Here is a 19401-nt window from a genome sequence, read left to right as displayed (position 1 = left end):
GAAAATGGAAAAGGAGAATCGGATAATTTTCGATTCTCCTCATATCTTTTATTCAATTGCTTTCCCTTGTTGTAACATACCGTAATAAATTCCCTGCTTCTCGATTAACTCTTTCGGCGTACCTTGTTCGACTAATTGTCCTTGTTCCATAACAAAAATTCGATCTGCATTTTTCACTGTATTGAGACGATGCGCAATAACAACGCTTGTACGGCCCTTCATTAAATGATTTAATGCACGTTGAATATGCAGTTCCGTTACGGTATCAATACTTGAAGTTGCCTCATCTAATAACAGAATCGCAGGGTCTGCAATAAGCGCTCGCGCAATGGATAATAACTGCTTCTGCCCCTGACTTAAATCACTCGCTTCAGGTTTTAACACATGATGATAACCATCTTCTAATTGTTCGATAAAAGCATGGGCATTCGCCTGTTTACATGCTTCAATGATTTCTTCATCTGTGGCATTTAATCGACCATAACGAATATTTTCTAAAATAGATGCTTCAAACAGGAACGGATCTTGAAGAACAAATGCCATCTGATTGCGTAAATCTTCTCGCGAAATCTGTTCAATCGGTTGGTTATCGATTCGAATTTGTCCTGAAGTTGTTTCATAAAAGCGAGCCATTAATTGCATAATGGTTGTCTTCCCTGCTCCTGTCGCACCGACGAGCGCCACTGTTTCACCTGAGTGAATATTAAAGTTCACATTTTGTAAAATGTACGGTTCTTTTTGTGGATCATATTTAAAATCAACGTGATCAAACGTAATATTCCCCGCCAGTCTTTTCGTTAAAGACTTCGTTCCTTCTTCTACTTCCTCTGGCTCATCCAATATCTCAAAAATACGTTCTGCACCTGCGATGGCAGATAACACGTTATTAAATTGATTCGCTAATTCATTGAGTGGACGTGTAAATTGACGAGCATACTCAACGAAAATCACGACAATCCCAATTGTGACATGCCCTTTGTAAGCTAAGTAACCGCCAAATCCTGCAACAATCGCAAAGCTGACGTTATTTAAGAAGTTCATCACTTTCGGAATACCACCTGAGTAGACATTCGCCCAGTAACCTGTGCGACGTAAACGTTGACCATTCTCCTCGAATTGGCGAATCATGCGTTCTTCTTGCGAATAAGCTTTAACAACATATTGTCCTGAGATTGTTTCTTCTACCATACCGTTCAATGCACCAAGTGTCGCTTGTTGCTTTTTAAATAATGGACCTGTGCGACGTGTAATCCACTTCGTCGCTAAAAACATCATCGGAATAATAATCATCGTCACAATGGTTAAAAGTGGGCTCAAAATCATCATAAAGGTGAATGTTCCTGTTAAAATGAGTGCACTTGAAAATACTTCAATGAATGTACTATTTAATGTAGAACTCACATTATCTAAATCATTCGTCATACGACTCATTAAATCACCATGTTGTTTACGGTCAAAGAATGAAATCGGCAGGCGCTGATACTTTTCAAACAATTGTGTACGTAATCGGTAAACAGTTTGTTGGGCAATGCCAATCATCCAGTAGTTTTGTAAAAATAACGTAATTGACACCATAATATAAATTCCCGCCAATAGTATGAGTGTTGGACCAATACCAATTAAATTCTTCGGTAAAATTTGTTCATCAATCATACGACCAATTAATAAAGGTCCTAGCAACATTCCGACAGAGCTTAAGAAGACCATCGCTAATACAACAAGTAGTAGAATACGCTGTTCGTCTACAAGCTGCCAAATACGACCAATCGTCCCTTTCATATTCGATGTCTTCGCTCGTTTTTTCTTTTGATGTGACTGAATATCTTCTTTTGTTAAAATCGGTTTATATTGAAATGCTTTAAACATTCGTATTCACCTCCTGCTGTGAAGCGACAATCTCTCGGTAAAGTGCACTATTTTCAAGAAGCTCCTCATGCGTTCCTTGTGCAACTACCTCACCTTGATCCATTAATAAAATACATGTGGCACTTTTCGCTGTTGCGATCTTTTGTGTCACTACAAAACGTGTTGCGTCTTCATATTCATTTAATGCCTGCCATAACTTCGCTTCAGTCGTTAAATCGAGCGCACTCATACTATCATCGAAAATAAAGAGTTCTGGTTGACGAATCAAGGCACGCGCAATCGCAATACGTTGTTTCTGCCCGCCCGATAAATTCACACCTTTTTGTCCTACGCGTGTTTCATAACCATCTGGAAAACGCATAATGGTCTCGTGGATTTGTGCAATCTTACATACATGCTCTACTTCTTCTAGCGTCGCATGTTCATTCCCCCATGTAATATTTTCAAAAATCGTTCCTGTAAATAATAGAGAACGTTGTGGTACATAACCGATTTTTTGACGTAAATCATGCGGATCATAACTTTTCACGTCTTTTCCTTCTACAAATATCGTACCTTCCGTTGCATCATACAGACGAGGTAATAATTGGAGTAACGAGGACTTACCTGAACCTGTAGCACCCATAACTGCAATCGTATCACCACGATTCGCTGCGAACGATACATCATGTAAAATAAACTTTCCTTCTTCATCATACTTAAATGTAATATGACGTGCTTCGACATAATATGGACTATGTTCTTTATTTTCTTGAACGGTTTGCACTTCATCCATCGATAAAATTTCATTCATGCGATTGGCTGAAGCAGAAGCGCGAGAGAAGAACGTAATAATCATCGCAAACATGCTAAAGTTTCCTGTGATGCGCATCGTGTAGTTGAAGATTGCGACTAAATCACCGACAGGCATGCGATCTGCTTGAATCTCTTTTGCACCAAGCCATAAAATAACGAGTAAAGCAACATTCATGACAATTAATAAAACAGGTTGGATACGTTCCATTAAACGAAGTGCCTTCATCGTATCTGTTTTTAAAGCGACTGCTAATTGATTAAATTTAGTCGATTCATAAACACCGCGCATATACGCTTTGATTAAACGTGTCGCTTGTAAGTTCTCTTGAATGTTACGGTTCACTTGGTCGACACGTCTTTGAACTTTCCCAAAGTTTCTAGCACCTTTTCGCACCATGAACCATAAGAAAATAAGTAAAAACGGAATCCCTATCACTAAAAAAATTGCCAACTTAGCATTTACTAAAAAGGCCATAACTAGACTACCGATCACAACAAGAGGCGCACGCATCATAAAACGTAATGACATGAAGAAAATATTTTGTACTTGCGTCACGTCATTCGTAATACGCGTGATCATGCTCGATGTAGGAATCTTTAAAAAGCTATGCATTGAATAAGATTGCACTTTTTTAAATAGTGCAACTCGTAAGTCATACGCAAAACTTTGTGCTGCATGTCCTGAGAAGAAACCATTTGAAAGCCCTGCTATAAAAGCAAGTACACCGAGCCCTAGCATGATACTTCCCCATAAAATAACCGTATGTAAATTCCCTGCGACTACACCCTCATCGATAATTTTTGCCATGATGAGTGGTTGTACTAATTCAACTGCTAACTCGACTAACATCAGCATGAAGGCCACTAAGGCTGCCCATTTATAAGGGCCTATATAAGAAAAAACTTTTCGCATAAGACACCTTCCCGACTTCATTGATTTGTTTATTATGACATATTCCCACTTCATTTCTCTAGATAAATGTTTCGCCTTCAAAAATAGCTATAATCATGATTTAAAAATTACTTTAAACTAAACGATTTATGTCTTTATATACAAAAAGAAGGAATGGTTCACCCACTCCCTCTCTATTCTTCCTTCATCTTCACCGATTGTCGATTTCCTTCAATTGATAACCAGACAACACATAAAATCATAAGAATAATTCCGATGATTTGAACGCCCGCAAGTACACTTCCCAACCAAATAACCGATATAAACATTGCAGTTAATGGTTCGAAACTCGATAAGATACTCGTTTCAACAGGTGAAATATATTTCATACTACTTAAAAATAGGATAAAAGCGATTGTACCAAAGAAAATAATCGCTAATAACATAAAATTGGTGCTACTCTCCACGAGTAGCGCATATTGATTAAATTCCCAAAAACCTTTTGAGAAGCCAAGAAGCAAACCACCTATTAACATGCTCCATCCAATGACAACGAGTACACCCCATTCATTCATGACAGAAGTGGGGTATAGTGTATAAAAAGCAAATGTCAAACCTACACCTAATCCCCAAAGAAGCGCTACAGGACTTACTAATAGGTTTGATATAGAACCATTTGTTAGCAATAGGAACAAGCCGATTAATGTCCCTAAGATACCGAATATTTGATATCTCGGTGGAAACATCTTTTGTGAGAATGACACATATAGCACAACAAAAATAGGTGCTAAAAATTGCAATAATGTTGCTAAAACTGCATTACTTGCATGAATCGCAGCAACAAACGTATATTGTACGCCGAGCATCCCAAACACACTAAAAATCACAAGTTTAATCCACCAATAAGGTTGTTTCCAAATAGCATATATATCTCTTTTAGTCACGATTAAAAAGAATAATATGAGAAAACCTGCCAATAAAAGGCGTATTGTTAGCATAAATGATACACTCATATGGCTAGACGATAATACCCATTCCATCATAGGTCCTGTCGCTCCCCAAAGCATTGAACCAATTATAATCATGATGATTCCTTTTAATCTCTTAGTCGTATGATTCATTTGTAGGCCCCCTTCTTTACATCTTTTTGCTTATTTTTTTCGATTTTTTTTGTATTTTTATCCCTTTGAATAATATTTTCTTAAACGCAAATCAAAATTAGGTAAAATAAATTATTTTTATTTCATCATCTGTTACTAATGACTTATATACTTTTTTTCTCTATAATAGGAACTATACCGTAAATTCAAGGAGTCGTTGCATAAAATGAAAGAAAGTGAAATCTTATTACCATCTTCACAAGAATTAATTAACCAGTTACCCCAGCCTTTTCTCCTTGTCAATAAAGACGGAGAAATAATTCTATGGAACCATACAGCGGAGAAATATTTAGGTTACGATACGAATGACATACTTGGTTATCCAGTACCTTTCGCTGAACAAAGTCAACTCGCTACAAACGAACTAATCTTTGAACAACTAATTGAGGAGCCAGAAGTACGTGATATGGGCTACCTTGCATATATAACGAAAGATCAGACGCGCATCCTATGTAAAACATTCTTTACCGTTTGGACAATTCAAGACCAACCTTGTTTAGTCATTAGTTTGACACCTTCCGATCGTAACACTTCTGATACGAATTTTGAAGAACAGTTATCTTATTTACGCTCTGGTTTAGAAGATTCGTTCATGATGTTGTCGGTTGACGAAAATGGTTTAATTGAAGCAGCCAATTCGAACTTTTTAAAATATAGTAAATGGACGCCAAAGCGTATTATCGGAAAGACATTATGGCAAATGTTCCCACAAACAGATGAAGGCTCAAAACAGGCGGATAAAATTTGGTCAACATTGAAAAATAATCGCACATGGCATGGCGAGGTTGAACAAATCACAAAAGATGGACAACCTTATTGGGTAGAATTATCCGCTATTCCAATTGCTAAAAATAAAGAGAATCGACCTTCTTATCTATTTTTAGAAAATGATATTACTGATAAAAAGATGTTACAAAATCGTTTAGAACAAATCGCCTACATCGATCAAGAGACTGGACTGATGAATCGTTACCGTCTAGAACAAATCGTCAATGAGATGATTGAAGAAGGTCACCACTTCACGTTCGTCTTCTTAAGCATCGACAAGTTCTATTCTTTAAAAGAAATCTATGATGAACAAACAGAAGCTGTACTCGTAACAGAGTTCACAAATCGAATGAAAATGTATTTCCAAGATAGTACGATGGCCCGTATTAGTGTCAACGAGTTTGTTGTATTAACGCCACTTGGTGAATGGTTTATCCAAGGGTTCTTATCTTACTTAACACAACACCCGATTTACTTGGATCATACTTCAACTCCTTTAACTGTAAGTGGTGGTATTACAAAATTCCCTGAAGACCAAAGTACATTTAGTAACTTATTCAAAGCTTCCAACTCAGTAATCCAAAAGGTACAAGCTGAGGGCGGAAATCTTATTATGAGCTTATCTAAGGCTGACCATGAATCTTTAAGTACCCGTTCAATTATTGAAAAACGATTATTGATTGCACTAAATCAAAAAGATTTACGCGTGCTTTATCAACCACAACAAGATTTAACAACAGATGAAATCACAACTGTTGAAGCGCTCGTACGTTGGGAAGACTCTGAAATTGGGATTGTACCGCCAGATATTTTAATTCCGATTGCAGAAGAAACTGGTTTAATTAATCAAATCGGCAGCTTCATGCTTGAAAAAGCTTGTGAACAAGCTGTTGAATGGGCGAATGCAGGGACACCAATTCGCATTAGTATTAACACATCGATTCGTGAATTCCGCGATAAAAATATGGTTGATACGATTTTAAAAGTATTAGAACGTACACAATGTCCACCACATTTACTGCAAATTGAGATTACAGAAAAATTTGCGCTTGAAGCAGAAGCAGAAGAATCGATTGTTAGCCAAATGCGTAAATTACAAGCTAAAGGGATTAAATTCTCATTAGATGATTTTGGAACAGGTTATGCTTCATTCCGTTATATGCAACTATTACCTTTAGAAGAGTTTAAAATTGACCGCTCGTTTATAGCTCCAATTGTCTACCAAGAGAAAACGCGTGCTTTAGTTCAAGGTATGATTCAATTTGGACGTTCTTTACACATGCGCGTTGTTGCAGAAGGTGTTGAATCAGAAGAACAAGTTTCAATTTTACGAGAAGCTGGTTGCGATGCAATTCAAGGTTATCAATTAAGTCGCCCTAAAGTTCCACAAGATATCGAAACTTTATTCACTCATAACGAATTATTATAAAATAGCCACCTCAACTTTTCTTCGCAGATTAGTTGAGGTCTTTTTCATAATTTGAGTAAACTTAAAATAAAAATAAGTTGACACAAATTATAAAAAAGTATTAAATTGGATATTGAACAACTTACATGTTCAATTTTTACTCATTTGAGGGGGATTTAGAAATGACAACAAGTCAAACAACGATGACAAAGTCGAAAACAAAATTACGCGTTGTAGATTTAGTCTATTGTGCTATGTTTGCTACATTGATGATGATTGGGGCGAACATCACATCATTTGCACCGTTCATGGTCGTTGGTGGTGTTCCAATTACACTCCAAACATTTTTCGCAATTTTAGCTGGATTAATTTTAGGAAGTAAGCGAGGAGCTATTGCTGTTACAGTCTACATGCTAATCGGTTTAGCCGGCGCACCCGTATTCGCACGATTCAGCGGTGGTTTTAGCCAAGTATTAAGTCCAACATTCGGTTTCATCGTGTCATTCATTTTTGCAGCTTATGTAGCAGGAAAAATGATTGAAATGAAAAATACAAAAATGATGTATGTTGCTGCAGCACTTGTAGCTATGGTCATCAACTATGTATTCGGAACAAATTGGATGTACTTCGCTTATAAACTATGGGCAGCAGCTCCTGAGAACTTTACATATCAAATTGCTTGGTTGTGGATGATGCCTCCGCTACCAAAAGATATCATTCTATCTGTACTATCTGGCTTCTTTGCCTATCGCATGCAATTCGTCTTGAAAGGAGTTCGTAAATCATGAATTATGAACAATTAGCTACACAGATCATTGAGGAAAATTATTTATTATCGGATGCAGAAGCCCTAGCTATTTTAGAAACACCACAACAAGACTTACTTAAATTATTACAAGCGAGTTATCAAATTCGCTATCACTACTACGGTAATAAAGTGAAATTAAATATGATTATTAATACAAAATCAGGTCTGTGCCCAGAAAACTGTGGCTATTGCTCGCAGTCTATTATTTCAAAAGCACCGATTGAAAAGTATGCCATGATGAAACAAGAAGAAATTGTAGAAGGTGCGAGACGAGCAAGTGTTGTTCAAGCCGGAACATACTGTATTGTAGCTAGTGGTCGCGGTCCTGCAAATCGTGAATTGGATATTGTAGTAGATGCTGTAAAAGAAATTAAAGCTGAAAATCCAAACATGACGGTTTGTGCATGTCTTGGTATTCTAAAACCAGAGCAAGCAGAACGATTAAAAGAAGCCGGTGTCGATCGTTACAATCACAACTTAAATACATCAGAAAATCATCATGAACATATTACAACATCGCACACATATGAAGATCGTGTGGGGACTGTTGAAAAAGTGAAAAATGCGGGTATTTCTCCTTGTTCAGGTGTTATTATTGGTATGAAAGAGTCTAAAGAAGATGTCGTACAGATGGCGAAAAGCTTACGTATATTAGATGCTGATTCAATTCCAGTAAACTTTTTAAACGCAGTAGACGGTACACCTTTAGAGGGAACAAAAGAAGTCACACCACTTTATGCTCTACGTGTCCTTGCACTTTTCCGTATGATTAATCCAACAAAAGAAATTCGTGTTTCTGGTGGGCGTGAAGTAAATTTAAGAAGTTTACAACCATTTAGCCTTTACGCAGCAAACTCAATTTTTATCGGGGATTATTTAACAACGAGTGGACAAGAGGAATCATCCGACTTACAAATGCTTGAAGATTTAGGTTTTGAAGTTGATTTAGAACCACTATCAAAAGAGCCTATAACTACTTCATGTAGTTAAAACAAAAGACGAGGATGAGACAAAACATTTCATTTTCCTTTTAGAGTTCGCAACAAAAAACCGGAATCGCGCTGTGGCGCGATTCCGGTTTTTCTTATGCTCATATAAGATGATATTTTCATACTTATGTCTCATCCTCTTTTCTTTTTAATAAACACATACTCAATAGAAGAAAAAAGGGTACGTATAAAAATAGTCACTATGCGTTTTATTTCGTAGGTATTTTTCGACGTCGTAGTGCTGTAAAAATTAATTGCATAAATACTTCCGCAAAAACTAATCCCATCACAATCGCACCTGTTATTAAACTCGTCTTCACTGCAAATTCAATACTCTGTGTATAATCTTTTTCCACTACATGACGCATTGTATTATAAGCCATCCCACCAGGTACAAGTGGGATAATTCCTGCTACACTGAAAATTAACATTGGGGTTTTAAAACGTTTTGCATAAATGTGTGCTACAATGGCAATAACAAATGCTCCTGCAAATGATGCAGGTACAATATCTACACCATGATTGGTGAAGACTAAATAGATCCCCCAGCCAATGGCCCCAACAAGACCGCAGTGAAACAGTGTATTTTTTGGTGCATTAAAAATAATTGCGAATGTTGCAGTTGCAATAAAGCTCAGTATGATATGAATCACATATTCCAATCGATTTGCCTCCTTAAAATGTTAATAGTACAAGTGCTACACCAGCACCAATTGCTGTAGCTGTTAAAAATGCTTCGACACCTTTTGCTACACCTGATACGAAGTGTCCAGCCATTAAATCACGTACTGCATTTGCAATTGGTACACCTGGTACAAGTGGCATAACAGACCCTATAATAATTTTATCGAGTTGCGATCCATATCCGAACTCCACAGCATAGAAAGCAATAACACCTACAAAAAGAGCACCTGTGAACTCTGCAAAAAATTTAACTTTGGTTAAGGAGTGAATCGCCATAAATACGATAAAACCTGCACCGCCAGCAATGAAGGCAATCGGCATATCCGACCATATACCTCTAAATAAGATTAAAAAGCATGCACTAGCAATGGCTGCCGCAAGAATTTGGACCCAGGTAGGAAAAAAGAAATTTGTCTTTTCAATTCGCTGTAATTCTTCATAAGCTTTTTCAATTGAATAATTTCGTGCAGTTAAATTTCGCGAAACATTATTAACTTGTGCAATTTTTTCTAAATCAGTTGTTCTACTAGGAATTTGAGCAATCCTTGTAGGTCGTTCATGTCCTGCAGAAAAAATGATTCCTGTAGGTGTCACAAAACTTTGTGCATCTGGATAACCTTGTGATTGTGCCATGCGCAACATTGTATCCTCTGCACGATAAGTTTCCGCACCACATTGAACTAGCAAACGTCCTGCAAGTAAAAAGCAGTTAATTGCTAATTCTTCCTCTTTATTATGAGGCATATTTTCAAACGTCCTCTCTATTAAATATATTTTTCTATAAGTTATAAAATTTACTCACTTTATATGACCATACACCGTAAAATAATGGTAATATTAACCTAATACTATGAAAAGGAGTATACAAAAAAAATGAAATCTTCACCATTCAAAAACAGATTATTAATTGACTCACTACTTGTTTGTATACTATTATCTCTTATTATTTTCGCTGTAGTATACATGCTAAACTTGAAAAGTCCTTCTGAAAAGGGTTTAGCCGCTTCAACTGAAAACACCTCTACAGCTGAAACAGACAACCCATTTATTAAAACGGTGACGGTCACAAATGAAACAGAACAAGGTAGCTATACAATTCAGTACCCAAAAACAGGATCTTCTGAACTGAATACAGCTATCAGTGATGCCGTTAAAGAGATGAAAACAGACTTTTTCAAAGGGAAATACGCAAAAGATGCACAGATGCATGTGACGTACATGACATTGAAACATAAGGATCTTTATTCATTTGTTTTAACTCAAAGTTTACAAGAGGATAAACAGAAAAAAGATCAAAAATTCATTACGTTTACAGTGGATCAGCCAGCGAATGAGTTAATTGATATTAAGGAAGTTATACCTTCTGGTGAGCAGTTAACACATATTATGAATTTATCACAAAAAGAACTGGCAAAACATAAAGAAGTACAAAATTTCAATAAAAGTCAACAAAAAGACTTAGCAATCAACCAAGAAGCTAGTCATTTTGAAAACTTTGCACTCGATGATCAAAATTTATACTTCTATTTAAATCCCGATAGTTTTACATCTTCATTTAACCAGCCAATAACAATTACTTTACCACTTCAGAATATTAATTCTTCTTTAGCAAAAGAATTCCAAATACCTGTTAAGAAAATTATTCAAAAGAAAAAGAAACCTATTCCGAAAAAAGCGGTTGCTCTTACATTTGATGATGGGCCAAATACGACATCTACAAAGAGTATTTTAGCTACTTTAAAACGCGAAAAGGTTAAAGCAACATTCTTCATGGTAGGTACACAAGCACGCGCAAATCCTAAAATGGTGAAACAAATTGCAGATGAAGGACATGAGCTTGGTAATCACTCCTTAACACATGCAAATCTAGTATTACTATCGAATGCAAACGTGAAAAAAGAAATTGAAACAACCAATCAGGCCATTAAAAAAGCAACAGGTAAAAACCCAACCGTATTCCGTCCACCTTATGGCTCTTACAATGCGAATGTTTCAAAAATCGCAAAAATGCCAGTTGTTTTATGGAATGTCGATACACTTGATTGGAAACATCATAATCCACAACAAACATTAGCGAATGTGAAAAGTCAAAAATCACAATATACAACTGTTTTAATGCATGACATTCATGCAAGTTCAGCTCAAGCATTGCCACAAGTGATTCGTTACTTAAAACAACAAGGTTATACATTTGTAACAGCTTCTGAAATGCTAAGCATTGAAAAAAGAGTTTATAAAAAGTAATAACTGAAAGAGAGAAGTCAGGTCATTCAACCGACTTCTCTCTTTTTTGTTTGTTTACAAATTAAAAAAGGACTACACAATCGTGCAATCCTTTTCTACATTATTCTTTAGTACCTGCCCACTTCGGTAACATATGTGATAATGGATGGTCTTCACGATAACCAAGTACATAGTCTGCCTGCATGAGTGTATGAATTTCGCGTGTTCCTTCATAAATAACAGGCGCTTTTGAATTACGTAAATAGCGTGCAACAGGATATTCATCTGAATAACCATATGCGCCATGAATCTGAACTGCATCATCTGCCGCACGATTCGCAAAGTCACATGCTTGCCACTTCGCAAGAGACGTTTCACGCGTGTTACGTACACCGCTATTTTTCATCTCGCCTACACGATATACAAGTAAACGACTCATTTGATAGCCTGCTTCCATACGTGCAATCATCTGTTTAACTAATTGATGCTCACCAATCTTTTGTCCAAATGTTTCACGTTCATGGCAATAACTTACGCTCGCTTCAATACACGCATCAATTAACCCGACTGCTCCGGCTGCTACTGTAAAACGTCCATTATCAAGTGCTGCCATCGCAATTTTAAAACCTTCTCCTTCTTGGCCAAGAAGATTCTCTTTTGGGATAAGAACATCATCAAAGAATAATTCTCCTGTATTACCAGCACGAATCCCATACTTTCCTTTAATAGCTTTTGAAGAAAAACCAACCATACCACGCTCTACAATAAATGCTGAAATTCCTTTATGTTTTAACGCTGGATTCGTATAGGCAAATACAATAAAGTGATCAGCAATATCACAAAGTGAAATCCATGTTTTTTGACCATTTAAGCGATACACATCTCCTTCTAATGTTGCATGTGATTGCATGCTCGCTACATCTGATCCTGCACCCGGTTCTGTTAAACCAAATGCACCAATCTTTTCACCTTTTGCTTGAGGAACTAAATATTTTTGTTTTTGTTCTTCCGTTCCCCACTGTAATAAAGTCATGCTATTCAATCCTACGTGAACAGATACAGCTGTCCGAAAAGCTGTATCCCCTCTCTCCAGTTCTTCACAGGCAATCGCCAATGCATTATAATCCATGCCACTTCCACCGTATGCTTCGGGTATGCATATACCGAGTAAACCTAGGTCAGCTAGCTTTTTCCAAATAGCTGGATCAAATCCACCTGTCGCATCCCACTCCGCAATATAAGGCATAATCTCTGCATCTACAAATTGACGTACTGTCTGGCGTAACATATTTTGTTCATCCGAGAATTGAAAATTCATGACGATCTCCCCTATCCTTTAATAATATTTGTCGACATGAGCATGGTTTCTGTGATGGTTACGCCATGATGATTCATCTCCGTCATATACTTTTCTCCTGGTACTGCTAATTCTGGTGGAATAACACCGCGTTCTGTAATCGTACCATCCCCAATTAACTTCGCTACAACTGAAATTGTGTTAGCAGTCGTTCGTGCCATCGCTGTTTCACCACTATTTTTATCACGGTAGGTTACCATATCGTATTCGAATGAAACTCTCTCTTCATTTGCTTCACCATGTACTTCTACACGAAGTAATACAACATCCTCTTGGTCGCCTAAACTTAATTTATTCTCTAAATATTGTTTCATCACTTCACGCATATCTACGGTAATACCATTGTCTACTTCCACTTCATTACCTTTTTGTGTAAGTCCTAAATCGACAAGTAATTTAAAGCGTTCGGCATGTCCTGCGTAACGAATCGTTTTATATTCTAATGTGTGTAATTTAGAAAATGTTCGCGCAAGTGTTGAAAGACCGCCACTCGTATGGAACGCCTCTAAACCAATAAAGCCTGGGAAATAGAGATTTTCTACTTCAGATAAAGAAGGTAATTCACGAATCATCCCATCTCGTACAATCAAAGAGGGTTTTGTATAATGATCGAATACACCGTCTAAAGAATACACTACGCTATAATCAAGTGGTGGTTTTGGAGAAGCTGGGATGCCACCTACATAAATTTTAATTGCATTCACACGATCTAGTTTAGAAGCACCATATCCAGCTAAAATATTTGTCATACCAGGTGCTAAACCTAAATCTGGAATAATCGTCACGCCTTTTTTCTTCGCTTCCTCGTCTAGTTTTAAAACTTCATCTGTTATACCGCCAATATGACCACCTAAATCAACTAAATGAACGCCAAGTTCAATCGCTAACTTTGCAACGCGTACATTAAATTTATAGAATAGTGCGTTCACCACAACATCTGCTTTTCCCATCACTTCACATAACTGTTCGTCATCATAAGCATCAACTGTTAAAAGTTCAATTTTATCGCTATTTAATTGTTCCACAAACGTACGGACCTTTTCGATATCAATATCAGTTAAATAAACTTTATCTACATTCGAACTATTCACTAGATCACGTGCGACTTCTTTTCCCATTAAACCTGCGCCTAGAATTGTCACTTTCATTTGAATGCCCCCTTAATTGTCGATTTGAGCACGTTGAAGTGTGCCACTATAATCTACATAAATACTTTTCCATTCCGTATAAACATCTAAGGATTGGATGCCAGAATCACGATGTCCGTTACCTGTTCCTTTTGTTCCGCCAAAGGGTAAATGAATTTCTGCTCCAGTTGTTCCTGCATTCACATAAACAATACCTGTATCTAAATCGCGTTGTGCTTGAAATACCTTTGTTACATCTTGTGTAAAGATTGAACTTGATAAACCATATTTCACTGAATTATTCACTTCAATCGCCTCTTCTAAATTTTGAACTGCAATCATTGAAATGACTGGACCAAAAATTTCTTCTTGTGCGAGACGCGATTGCGGCTTTACATCTGTAAATAAAGTAGGTTCGTAAAAATGACCTGATTCAAAATCAGCTATGCGACCTCCTTTCAATAAAGTTGCACCTTCTTGTAATCCTAATTGGATATAACTATGAATTTTATGAAGGGCTGATTTATGAATAACTGGGCCAATCTGCACACCTTCATCTAATCCATTACCAAGCTTTAATGACTCCATTGCAGTGATTAACCGGTCAGCTAATTCTTCTTTTATAGCTTCATGTACGATGACACGACTACAAGCTGTACAGCGCTGACCTGATGTTCCAAATCCGCTCCAAATGATGCCTTCTACAGCTAAATCTAAATCGGCATCTTCCATCACGATAATGGCATTTTTCCCACCCATTTCGAGTGAGACCCTTTTTAAGTGTTTGCCTCCAAGCTCCGCAATCTTTCGCCCTGTCTCAGTAGAACCCGTAAATGAAATAACATGTACATCTGGGTGTTCTACGAGTAGAGAGCCTACGTCACTACCTCCTCCAAATACAATATTGATGACGCCATCTGGTAATTCCACTTCTTCGATAATTTTTGCTAACTCATATGCCATAAGTGGTGTTTCGGTAGATGGCTTCCAAACAACGGTATTACCTGCGACAATCGCTGGGAATGACTTCCACGTCGCAATCGCAATTGGAAAATTCCATGGTGTAATGAGACCCACTACACCGATTGGAGCACGTACGCTCATTGCAAATTTGTTTGGTAATTCAGAAGGCGTCGTTTGACCAAATAACCGTCTTCCTTCACCTGCCATATAAAATGCCATATCGATGGCTTCTTGTACTTCACCACGTGCTTCTTCAATTACTTTTCCCATTTCCATCGTTAAAATTCTAGCTAGTCGTTCTTTTTCATCTCGCAACCGTTCACCAATTGCATATAAATAGTCGGCTCTTTTGGGTGCTGGTACTTTTGCCCATTCTTTTTGTGCATGTTTTGCATGTTGAATCGCTTCATGAACTAATTCTTTTGAAGCCATCGGTACGTTCGTTATTACTTCTCCATTGGCAGGGTTTGAAACTGGAATACAATGCATTGACTCTTCTTTGATCCATTGACCGTTTACATAGTGTTTAATATCCAACGAAACACCCCCATCTTCTATTTTCGCTCTTAATCAACAAATTCTATAAAAAGCAAAAATATCCTTCTTGAAGAAAGTTTTTTCTACAAAATGTTTTTCCTTTATCAAAATATACTAAACATTTTTAAATCGGGTAATTAGATAAAAGAACCTTATAAATAGAAAGGAGGTACGTTAGTGAATCGGCATATAAAGTTCGGTTTGCCTCTCTTACTGAGCCTCATGCTCATCGTCATTATTTTTAGTTTAATCAATCATCCCACACAAAAAGCTATTCAAACACTCCAAGATACTGCCACACCTCCTATTAAAAAAATTCATCAGAGACAAGTTGATACAAAGCTTGGTGACAAAATCGTTAAAAAACTCGAACAAAAGCATGGCGACTTACTCTATGAAGAGATTGATAGTTTGACTGCACCTTTCTCTCAAAAAGAAGTAGATATTTTAACGTATGAAATTAAAGACGAACAAATTCATATGATAAAGTCTTCAAAAAAAAGAGCGCATCAAAATATTATTGAGAATAAACAAAAACAACATGAGCTTTGGAAACGTTTTGCAAATTTAATTCCATCAGAAAATCGAAAAATGGTCGCCTATTTTAAAATTTTCACAGATGGTGAAGACAATACCCTCGGTTATGTGCAGCAAATGGATTATCCAGACAAATGGACACTGGCTCTTGATTATCGTGATGTTAAAAATTTAAATGGACTTTACGCAACAATTCTTCACGAATATGGTCATCTATTTTCGCTTAATTCTTTTGAATACTCGCATGATAATGTGTGTAAAACCTATGATCCCGGCGAAGGTTGTTTAAAACAAGATGCCTACCTCTATCATTTCTATCAGCAATTTTGGCAATATGATGTCATGCAACATTGGAAGCAATTAAAAAATATCGAAACCGATCCTACCGTTCAAACCCACTTCTACACACTCCACGCTGATGAATTCGTTACAGAATATGCGACAAGTCATCCTACTGAAGATTTTGCAGAATCTTTTATGTATTTTATTCTTTCCACTAAACCCTCTAGCCATACTCGCGCAGATGAAAAAGTATTATTCTTCTATCAATATCCTGAGTTAGCGCAGCTAAGAAACGAAATTCTAATGAACCTAGAAAAATATTATCCATAGAAAAAGGTCCATCCATCTTATTGATGAATCGACCTTTTTTTATGGGCTAATCCCACGCATTAAATATAACTTCACCTAATCGTTCAGGCTTCCAAAATGCGACTTGCTCGCGTTCTACTTCGGATAGTTGCTCCAAGTAATGTTCTTCAATCATTCGTTCCAAATCTTCTACCGTAATACATTGATAGTGCTGTTCAAATAGACAAAACTCCTCTGGTAAATCACAAAATACAAAATGTCCGTCTTCTGCAATGACCGTTGTTGTGAATAAAGGATAATAAGCATTCATTACAACTTGAATGGGTTCATTATAAAAAACAAATTTGGCACACATATAATTGACAGGATATGTTGCTTCTTGAATGGTTAATAATTTAATCGCTGGATGCATCGAAACTTCATAGCAAATCGAACGGAACTTTTTTGAGTCCACCATTTGAAATGATGCACTTCCATCAAAGAATCCTGTAATACCTGGTGGTAACTTCATTATTGACTCCCCCTAAACAACGCGGTGTCGAATCGGATTCCCTTCTAAATAATCGTGCATGGATTCAATATTCATCTCCATCATTTCCTTACGCGTGCGTAGTGTTGCACTACCGATATGCGGAAGTGCAACGAAATTTTTCAGTGTAAGGAGTGGATGTGATGTTGGTACAGGCTCTTGAACGAACACATCTGTTCCTGCTGCCCAGATTTCGCCATTCTTTAATGCATCATATAGTGCATCTTCTTGAACGATTCCACCTCGTGCCACATTAATTAAAATCGACGTATTTTTCATTAACTGTAGTTCACGTTTACCGATTAGTCCCTTTGTTTCAGGTGTCATCGGTGTTAAAACAACTACATAATCTGACTCTTGTAGTAAAGCATCTAATTCACGATAGCTAAAACCATAGGCTTCTTCCGCTTGTGGTTTACGACGACGATTATGATAAAGCACTTCCATGTTAAAGCCCTTTGCGCGTTGTGCTAAGGCTTCACCAATTCGTCCCATTCCAATAATACCGAGCGTAGCACCATGAACATCGCGACCTGCTAGATGATTTACACCCCAATACGTCCAATCACCGTTTCGTACCTCATCCGCTGCTTCGATTATTCTTCTAGCTGTGATTAACATTAGTGTAAATGCTAAATCTGCTGTTGTCTCCGTTAAAACACCTGGTGTATTTGTCACAGCAATCCCCAATTCTTTTGCAGCTTCAACATCGATGTTGTTATAACCGACAGCTAAGTTGCAAATTAATTTTAAATTTTTAGCTGTTTGTAATAACTCGCGTGAAACTCGATTATCCATAATTGTCCATAAAATATCAGCCTCTTGAATAATTTCTTCTAGTTTTTCGTGTGGCATATTGACTTCAACAGTAGGCCACTCACGTACATCTGCCCATGATTTTAATGGCTCAACGATCTCTTCTGGTAATTTACATGTAATCCAAAGAATTGGCTTCAATCTCAAAACCCCTTTATTTCTTTCTTTTTTTAAATTGTATCACAATTCAGATACCTTCCCAAATTTTTAAGTATTTCCCATATTTTATATTGATATAATATAAGGTTTATTTCACAAAAAAAGACCTCAGCACATGAAAATGCTGAGGTTTTTACTTAAATCTTATAAATCATCGAAACCGTTATCTTGTACGTTTACTTTCACGTATTGGCGTGATTTTTGTTCAAAGAAGTCTGTTTTACCTAAGTCAACATCTTCGTACGCTTTGATCCATTTTAATGGGTTTTTACGGTAGCCTTCAAACGGACGCTCATAACCAAGTTGGTTACAACGAACATTCGCATAGAAGTAGATGTAGTCTTCTACATCTTCTACGTCTAAACCATCGATTTTCGTACCAATTACTTCATTCGCCCATTCGATTTCAAGAGCTGCTGCTTCGCGGAAGATGTTTTGTACACGTTCTGCGCGTTCAGGTGTATCGTATTCTGGATACTCTGTTAGTAACTCTTTATAAATTTTAACGAATAAGTCTACGTGTAATTGCTCATCGCGATTAATGTAGTTAATCATTGTACTTGTCGCAACCATCTTTTGATTACGTGCTAAGTGGTAGAAGAAGCTAAATCCTGAGTAGAAGAATAAGCCTTCTAAAATCACATCGTACACGATTGAATCTAACATATTATCAATTGTTGGATTCTCTGCGAAATTTTTATAACCTTTTAATACGAAGTCATTACGCTTCTCAAGAACTGGCTCTGTACGCCAGAAATCAAAGATACGATCTTGCTCATCTTTTGATACAAGACTTGATAAGATGTACGAATACGAGTGATTATGGATTACTTCTTGTTGCGCTAAAATAATCATTAACGCATTCAAACTAGAGTCTGTTAAGTAGTCGGCTACTTTACCAGCATAGTCTGTTTGAATACTATCAAGTAGCGCTAATAAACCAATAATCTTTTTGAATGTATTCTTCTCTTCATCTGTTAAATCTAAAAATTGCTTTACATCTGTACCCATATTAATTTCAAATGGTGTCCAGAAGTTACCAAGCATTTTTTTATATTTTGGGTATGCCCAGCTAAAACGCACGTCATCCCAGTTTAAAATGTTGGAAGATCGACCGTTCACGATTGCTGTAGAACGGTTTGGTGCTTCCTTATCCATTAGTGCTCTTCGTTTAATCTCAGTCATTCAAATC

The 19401-nt window shown here is 36.9% G+C and carries 16 protein-coding genes; 5 read left to right on the top strand and 11 right to left on the bottom strand.

Translation table 11 applies throughout. The features are described from left to right. Nucleotides 1-48: 48 nt before the first annotated feature. The 3 genes from QN089_RS01235 to QN089_RS01225 form a co-directional block, all read right to left on the bottom strand. Nucleotides 49-1866, bottom strand: a complete 1818-nt coding sequence (locus QN089_RS01235; RefSeq protein WP_174795794.1) for an ABC transporter ATP-binding protein — start codon at nt 1864-1866, stop codon at nt 49-51. Further along, nucleotides 1859-3574 carry an ABC transporter ATP-binding protein gene (locus QN089_RS01230; protein WP_285215768.1) on the bottom strand — a complete coding sequence of 572 codons (1716 nt, stop codon included), beginning with the start codon at nt 3572-3574 and terminating at the stop codon, nt 1859-1861. The genes QN089_RS01235 and QN089_RS01230 overlap by 8 nt, the downstream gene beginning before the upstream one ends. A 173-nt stretch (nt 3575-3747) precedes the next feature. Then, nucleotides 3748-4674: a DMT family transporter gene (locus tag QN089_RS01225; RefSeq protein ID WP_141273939.1), complete on the bottom strand. Its 927-nt coding sequence runs from the start codon at nt 4672-4674 to the stop codon at nt 3748-3750. A 205-nt stretch (nt 4675-4879) separates the two neighbouring features. Between QN089_RS01225 and QN089_RS01220 the strand changes: the two genes are divergently transcribed. The 3 genes from QN089_RS01220 (at nt 4880) to bioB (ending at nt 8687) form a co-directional block, all read left to right on the top strand. Further along, nucleotides 4880-6910 carry a bifunctional diguanylate cyclase/phosphodiesterase gene (locus QN089_RS01220; RefSeq protein ID WP_285215767.1) on the top strand — a complete coding sequence of 677 codons (2031 nt, stop codon included), beginning with the start codon at nt 4880-4882 and terminating at the stop codon, nt 6908-6910. A 161-nt stretch (nt 6911-7071) separates the two neighbouring features. Continuing rightward, a complete protein-coding gene (locus tag QN089_RS01215; protein WP_068456239.1) occupies nt 7072-7677 on the top strand; it encodes a biotin transporter BioY in 606 nt (201 codons plus the stop codon). After that, the gene (bioB, locus tag QN089_RS01210; RefSeq protein WP_285215766.1) at nt 7674-8687 is read left to right on the top strand and encodes a biotin synthase BioB; all 1014 of its coding nucleotides are present in this window, start codon (nt 7674-7676) and stop codon (nt 8685-8687) included. The genes QN089_RS01215 and bioB overlap by 4 nt, the downstream gene beginning before the upstream one ends. 208 nt (nt 8688-8895) lie before the next feature. On the opposite strand, the gene QN089_RS01205 is transcribed toward bioB, so the two are convergent. Both QN089_RS01205 and QN089_RS01200 read right to left on the bottom strand, forming a co-directional pair. Continuing rightward, nucleotides 8896-9348: a threonine/serine exporter family protein gene (locus QN089_RS01205; RefSeq protein ID WP_068456244.1), complete on the bottom strand. Its 453-nt coding sequence runs from the start codon at nt 9346-9348 to the stop codon at nt 8896-8898. A 13-nt stretch (nt 9349-9361) separates the two neighbouring features. Next, entirely contained in the window at nt 9362-10114 is a 753-nt protein-coding gene (locus QN089_RS01200) for a threonine/serine exporter family protein (RefSeq protein WP_068456248.1), read from the bottom strand. A gap of 129 nt (nt 10115-10243) precedes the next feature. Here QN089_RS01200 and QN089_RS01195 point away from each other — a divergent pair, with 129 nt between their 5' ends. Beyond that, nucleotides 10244-11614, top strand: a complete 1371-nt coding sequence (locus QN089_RS01195) for a polysaccharide deacetylase family protein (RefSeq protein ID WP_068456251.1) — start codon at nt 10244-10246, stop codon at nt 11612-11614. Nucleotides 11615-11714: 100 nt separating this feature from the next. On the opposite strand, the gene QN089_RS01190 is transcribed toward QN089_RS01195, so the two are convergent. From QN089_RS01190 to QN089_RS01180, 3 genes are read right to left on the bottom strand one after another with little or no spacing between them, the layout of a single operon-like run. After that, nucleotides 11715-12911 (bottom strand): acyl-CoA dehydrogenase family protein, encoded by a 1197-nt coding sequence (locus QN089_RS01190; protein ID WP_285215765.1) that lies wholly within the window; start codon nt 12909-12911, stop codon nt 11715-11717. Between the two features lie 11 nt (nt 12912-12922). Further along, on the bottom strand, nt 12923-14098 hold the full coding sequence (locus QN089_RS01185; RefSeq protein ID WP_068456257.1) for a saccharopine dehydrogenase family protein: 1176 nt from the start codon (nt 14096-14098) through the stop codon (nt 12923-12925). A 12-nt stretch (nt 14099-14110) separates the two neighbouring features. Beyond that, the gene (locus QN089_RS01180) at nt 14111-15577 is read right to left on the bottom strand and encodes an aldehyde dehydrogenase family protein (RefSeq protein WP_285215764.1); all 1467 of its coding nucleotides are present in this window, start codon (nt 15575-15577) and stop codon (nt 14111-14113) included. 177 nt (nt 15578-15754) lie between these two features. Between QN089_RS01180 and QN089_RS01175 the strand changes: the two genes are divergently transcribed. Then, nucleotides 15755-16726 (top strand): hypothetical protein, encoded by a 972-nt coding sequence (locus tag QN089_RS01175; protein ID WP_285215763.1) that lies wholly within the window; start codon nt 15755-15757, stop codon nt 16724-16726. A gap of 46 nt (nt 16727-16772) precedes the next feature. Here the strand turns inward: QN089_RS01175 and QN089_RS01170 are convergent, their stop codons facing one another. The 3 genes from QN089_RS01170 to QN089_RS01160 all read right to left on the bottom strand — a co-directional run bounded on the left by QN089_RS01170 (nt 16773) and on the right by QN089_RS01160 (nt 19394). Further along, nucleotides 16773-17216 carry a hypothetical protein gene (locus QN089_RS01170; RefSeq protein WP_068456266.1) on the bottom strand — a complete coding sequence of 148 codons (444 nt, stop codon included), beginning with the start codon at nt 17214-17216 and terminating at the stop codon, nt 16773-16775. Nucleotides 17217-17228: 12 nt separating this feature from the next. Next, nucleotides 17229-18191, bottom strand: a complete 963-nt coding sequence (locus tag QN089_RS01165) for a 2-hydroxyacid dehydrogenase (protein WP_068456269.1) — start codon at nt 18189-18191, stop codon at nt 17229-17231. A 162-nt stretch (nt 18192-18353) separates the two neighbouring features. After that, entirely contained in the window at nt 18354-19394 is a 1041-nt protein-coding gene (locus tag QN089_RS01160; protein ID WP_068456272.1) for a ribonucleotide-diphosphate reductase subunit beta, read from the bottom strand. Between the last annotated feature and the right edge of the window lie 7 nt (nt 19395-19401).

Source organism: Kurthia sp. YJT4, assembly GCF_030219945.1.
Taxonomy (GTDB): Bacteria; Bacillota; Bacilli; order Bacillales_A; family Planococcaceae; genus Kurthia; species Kurthia gibsonii.
This window is presented reverse-complemented; position numbering and strand designations above follow the sequence as displayed.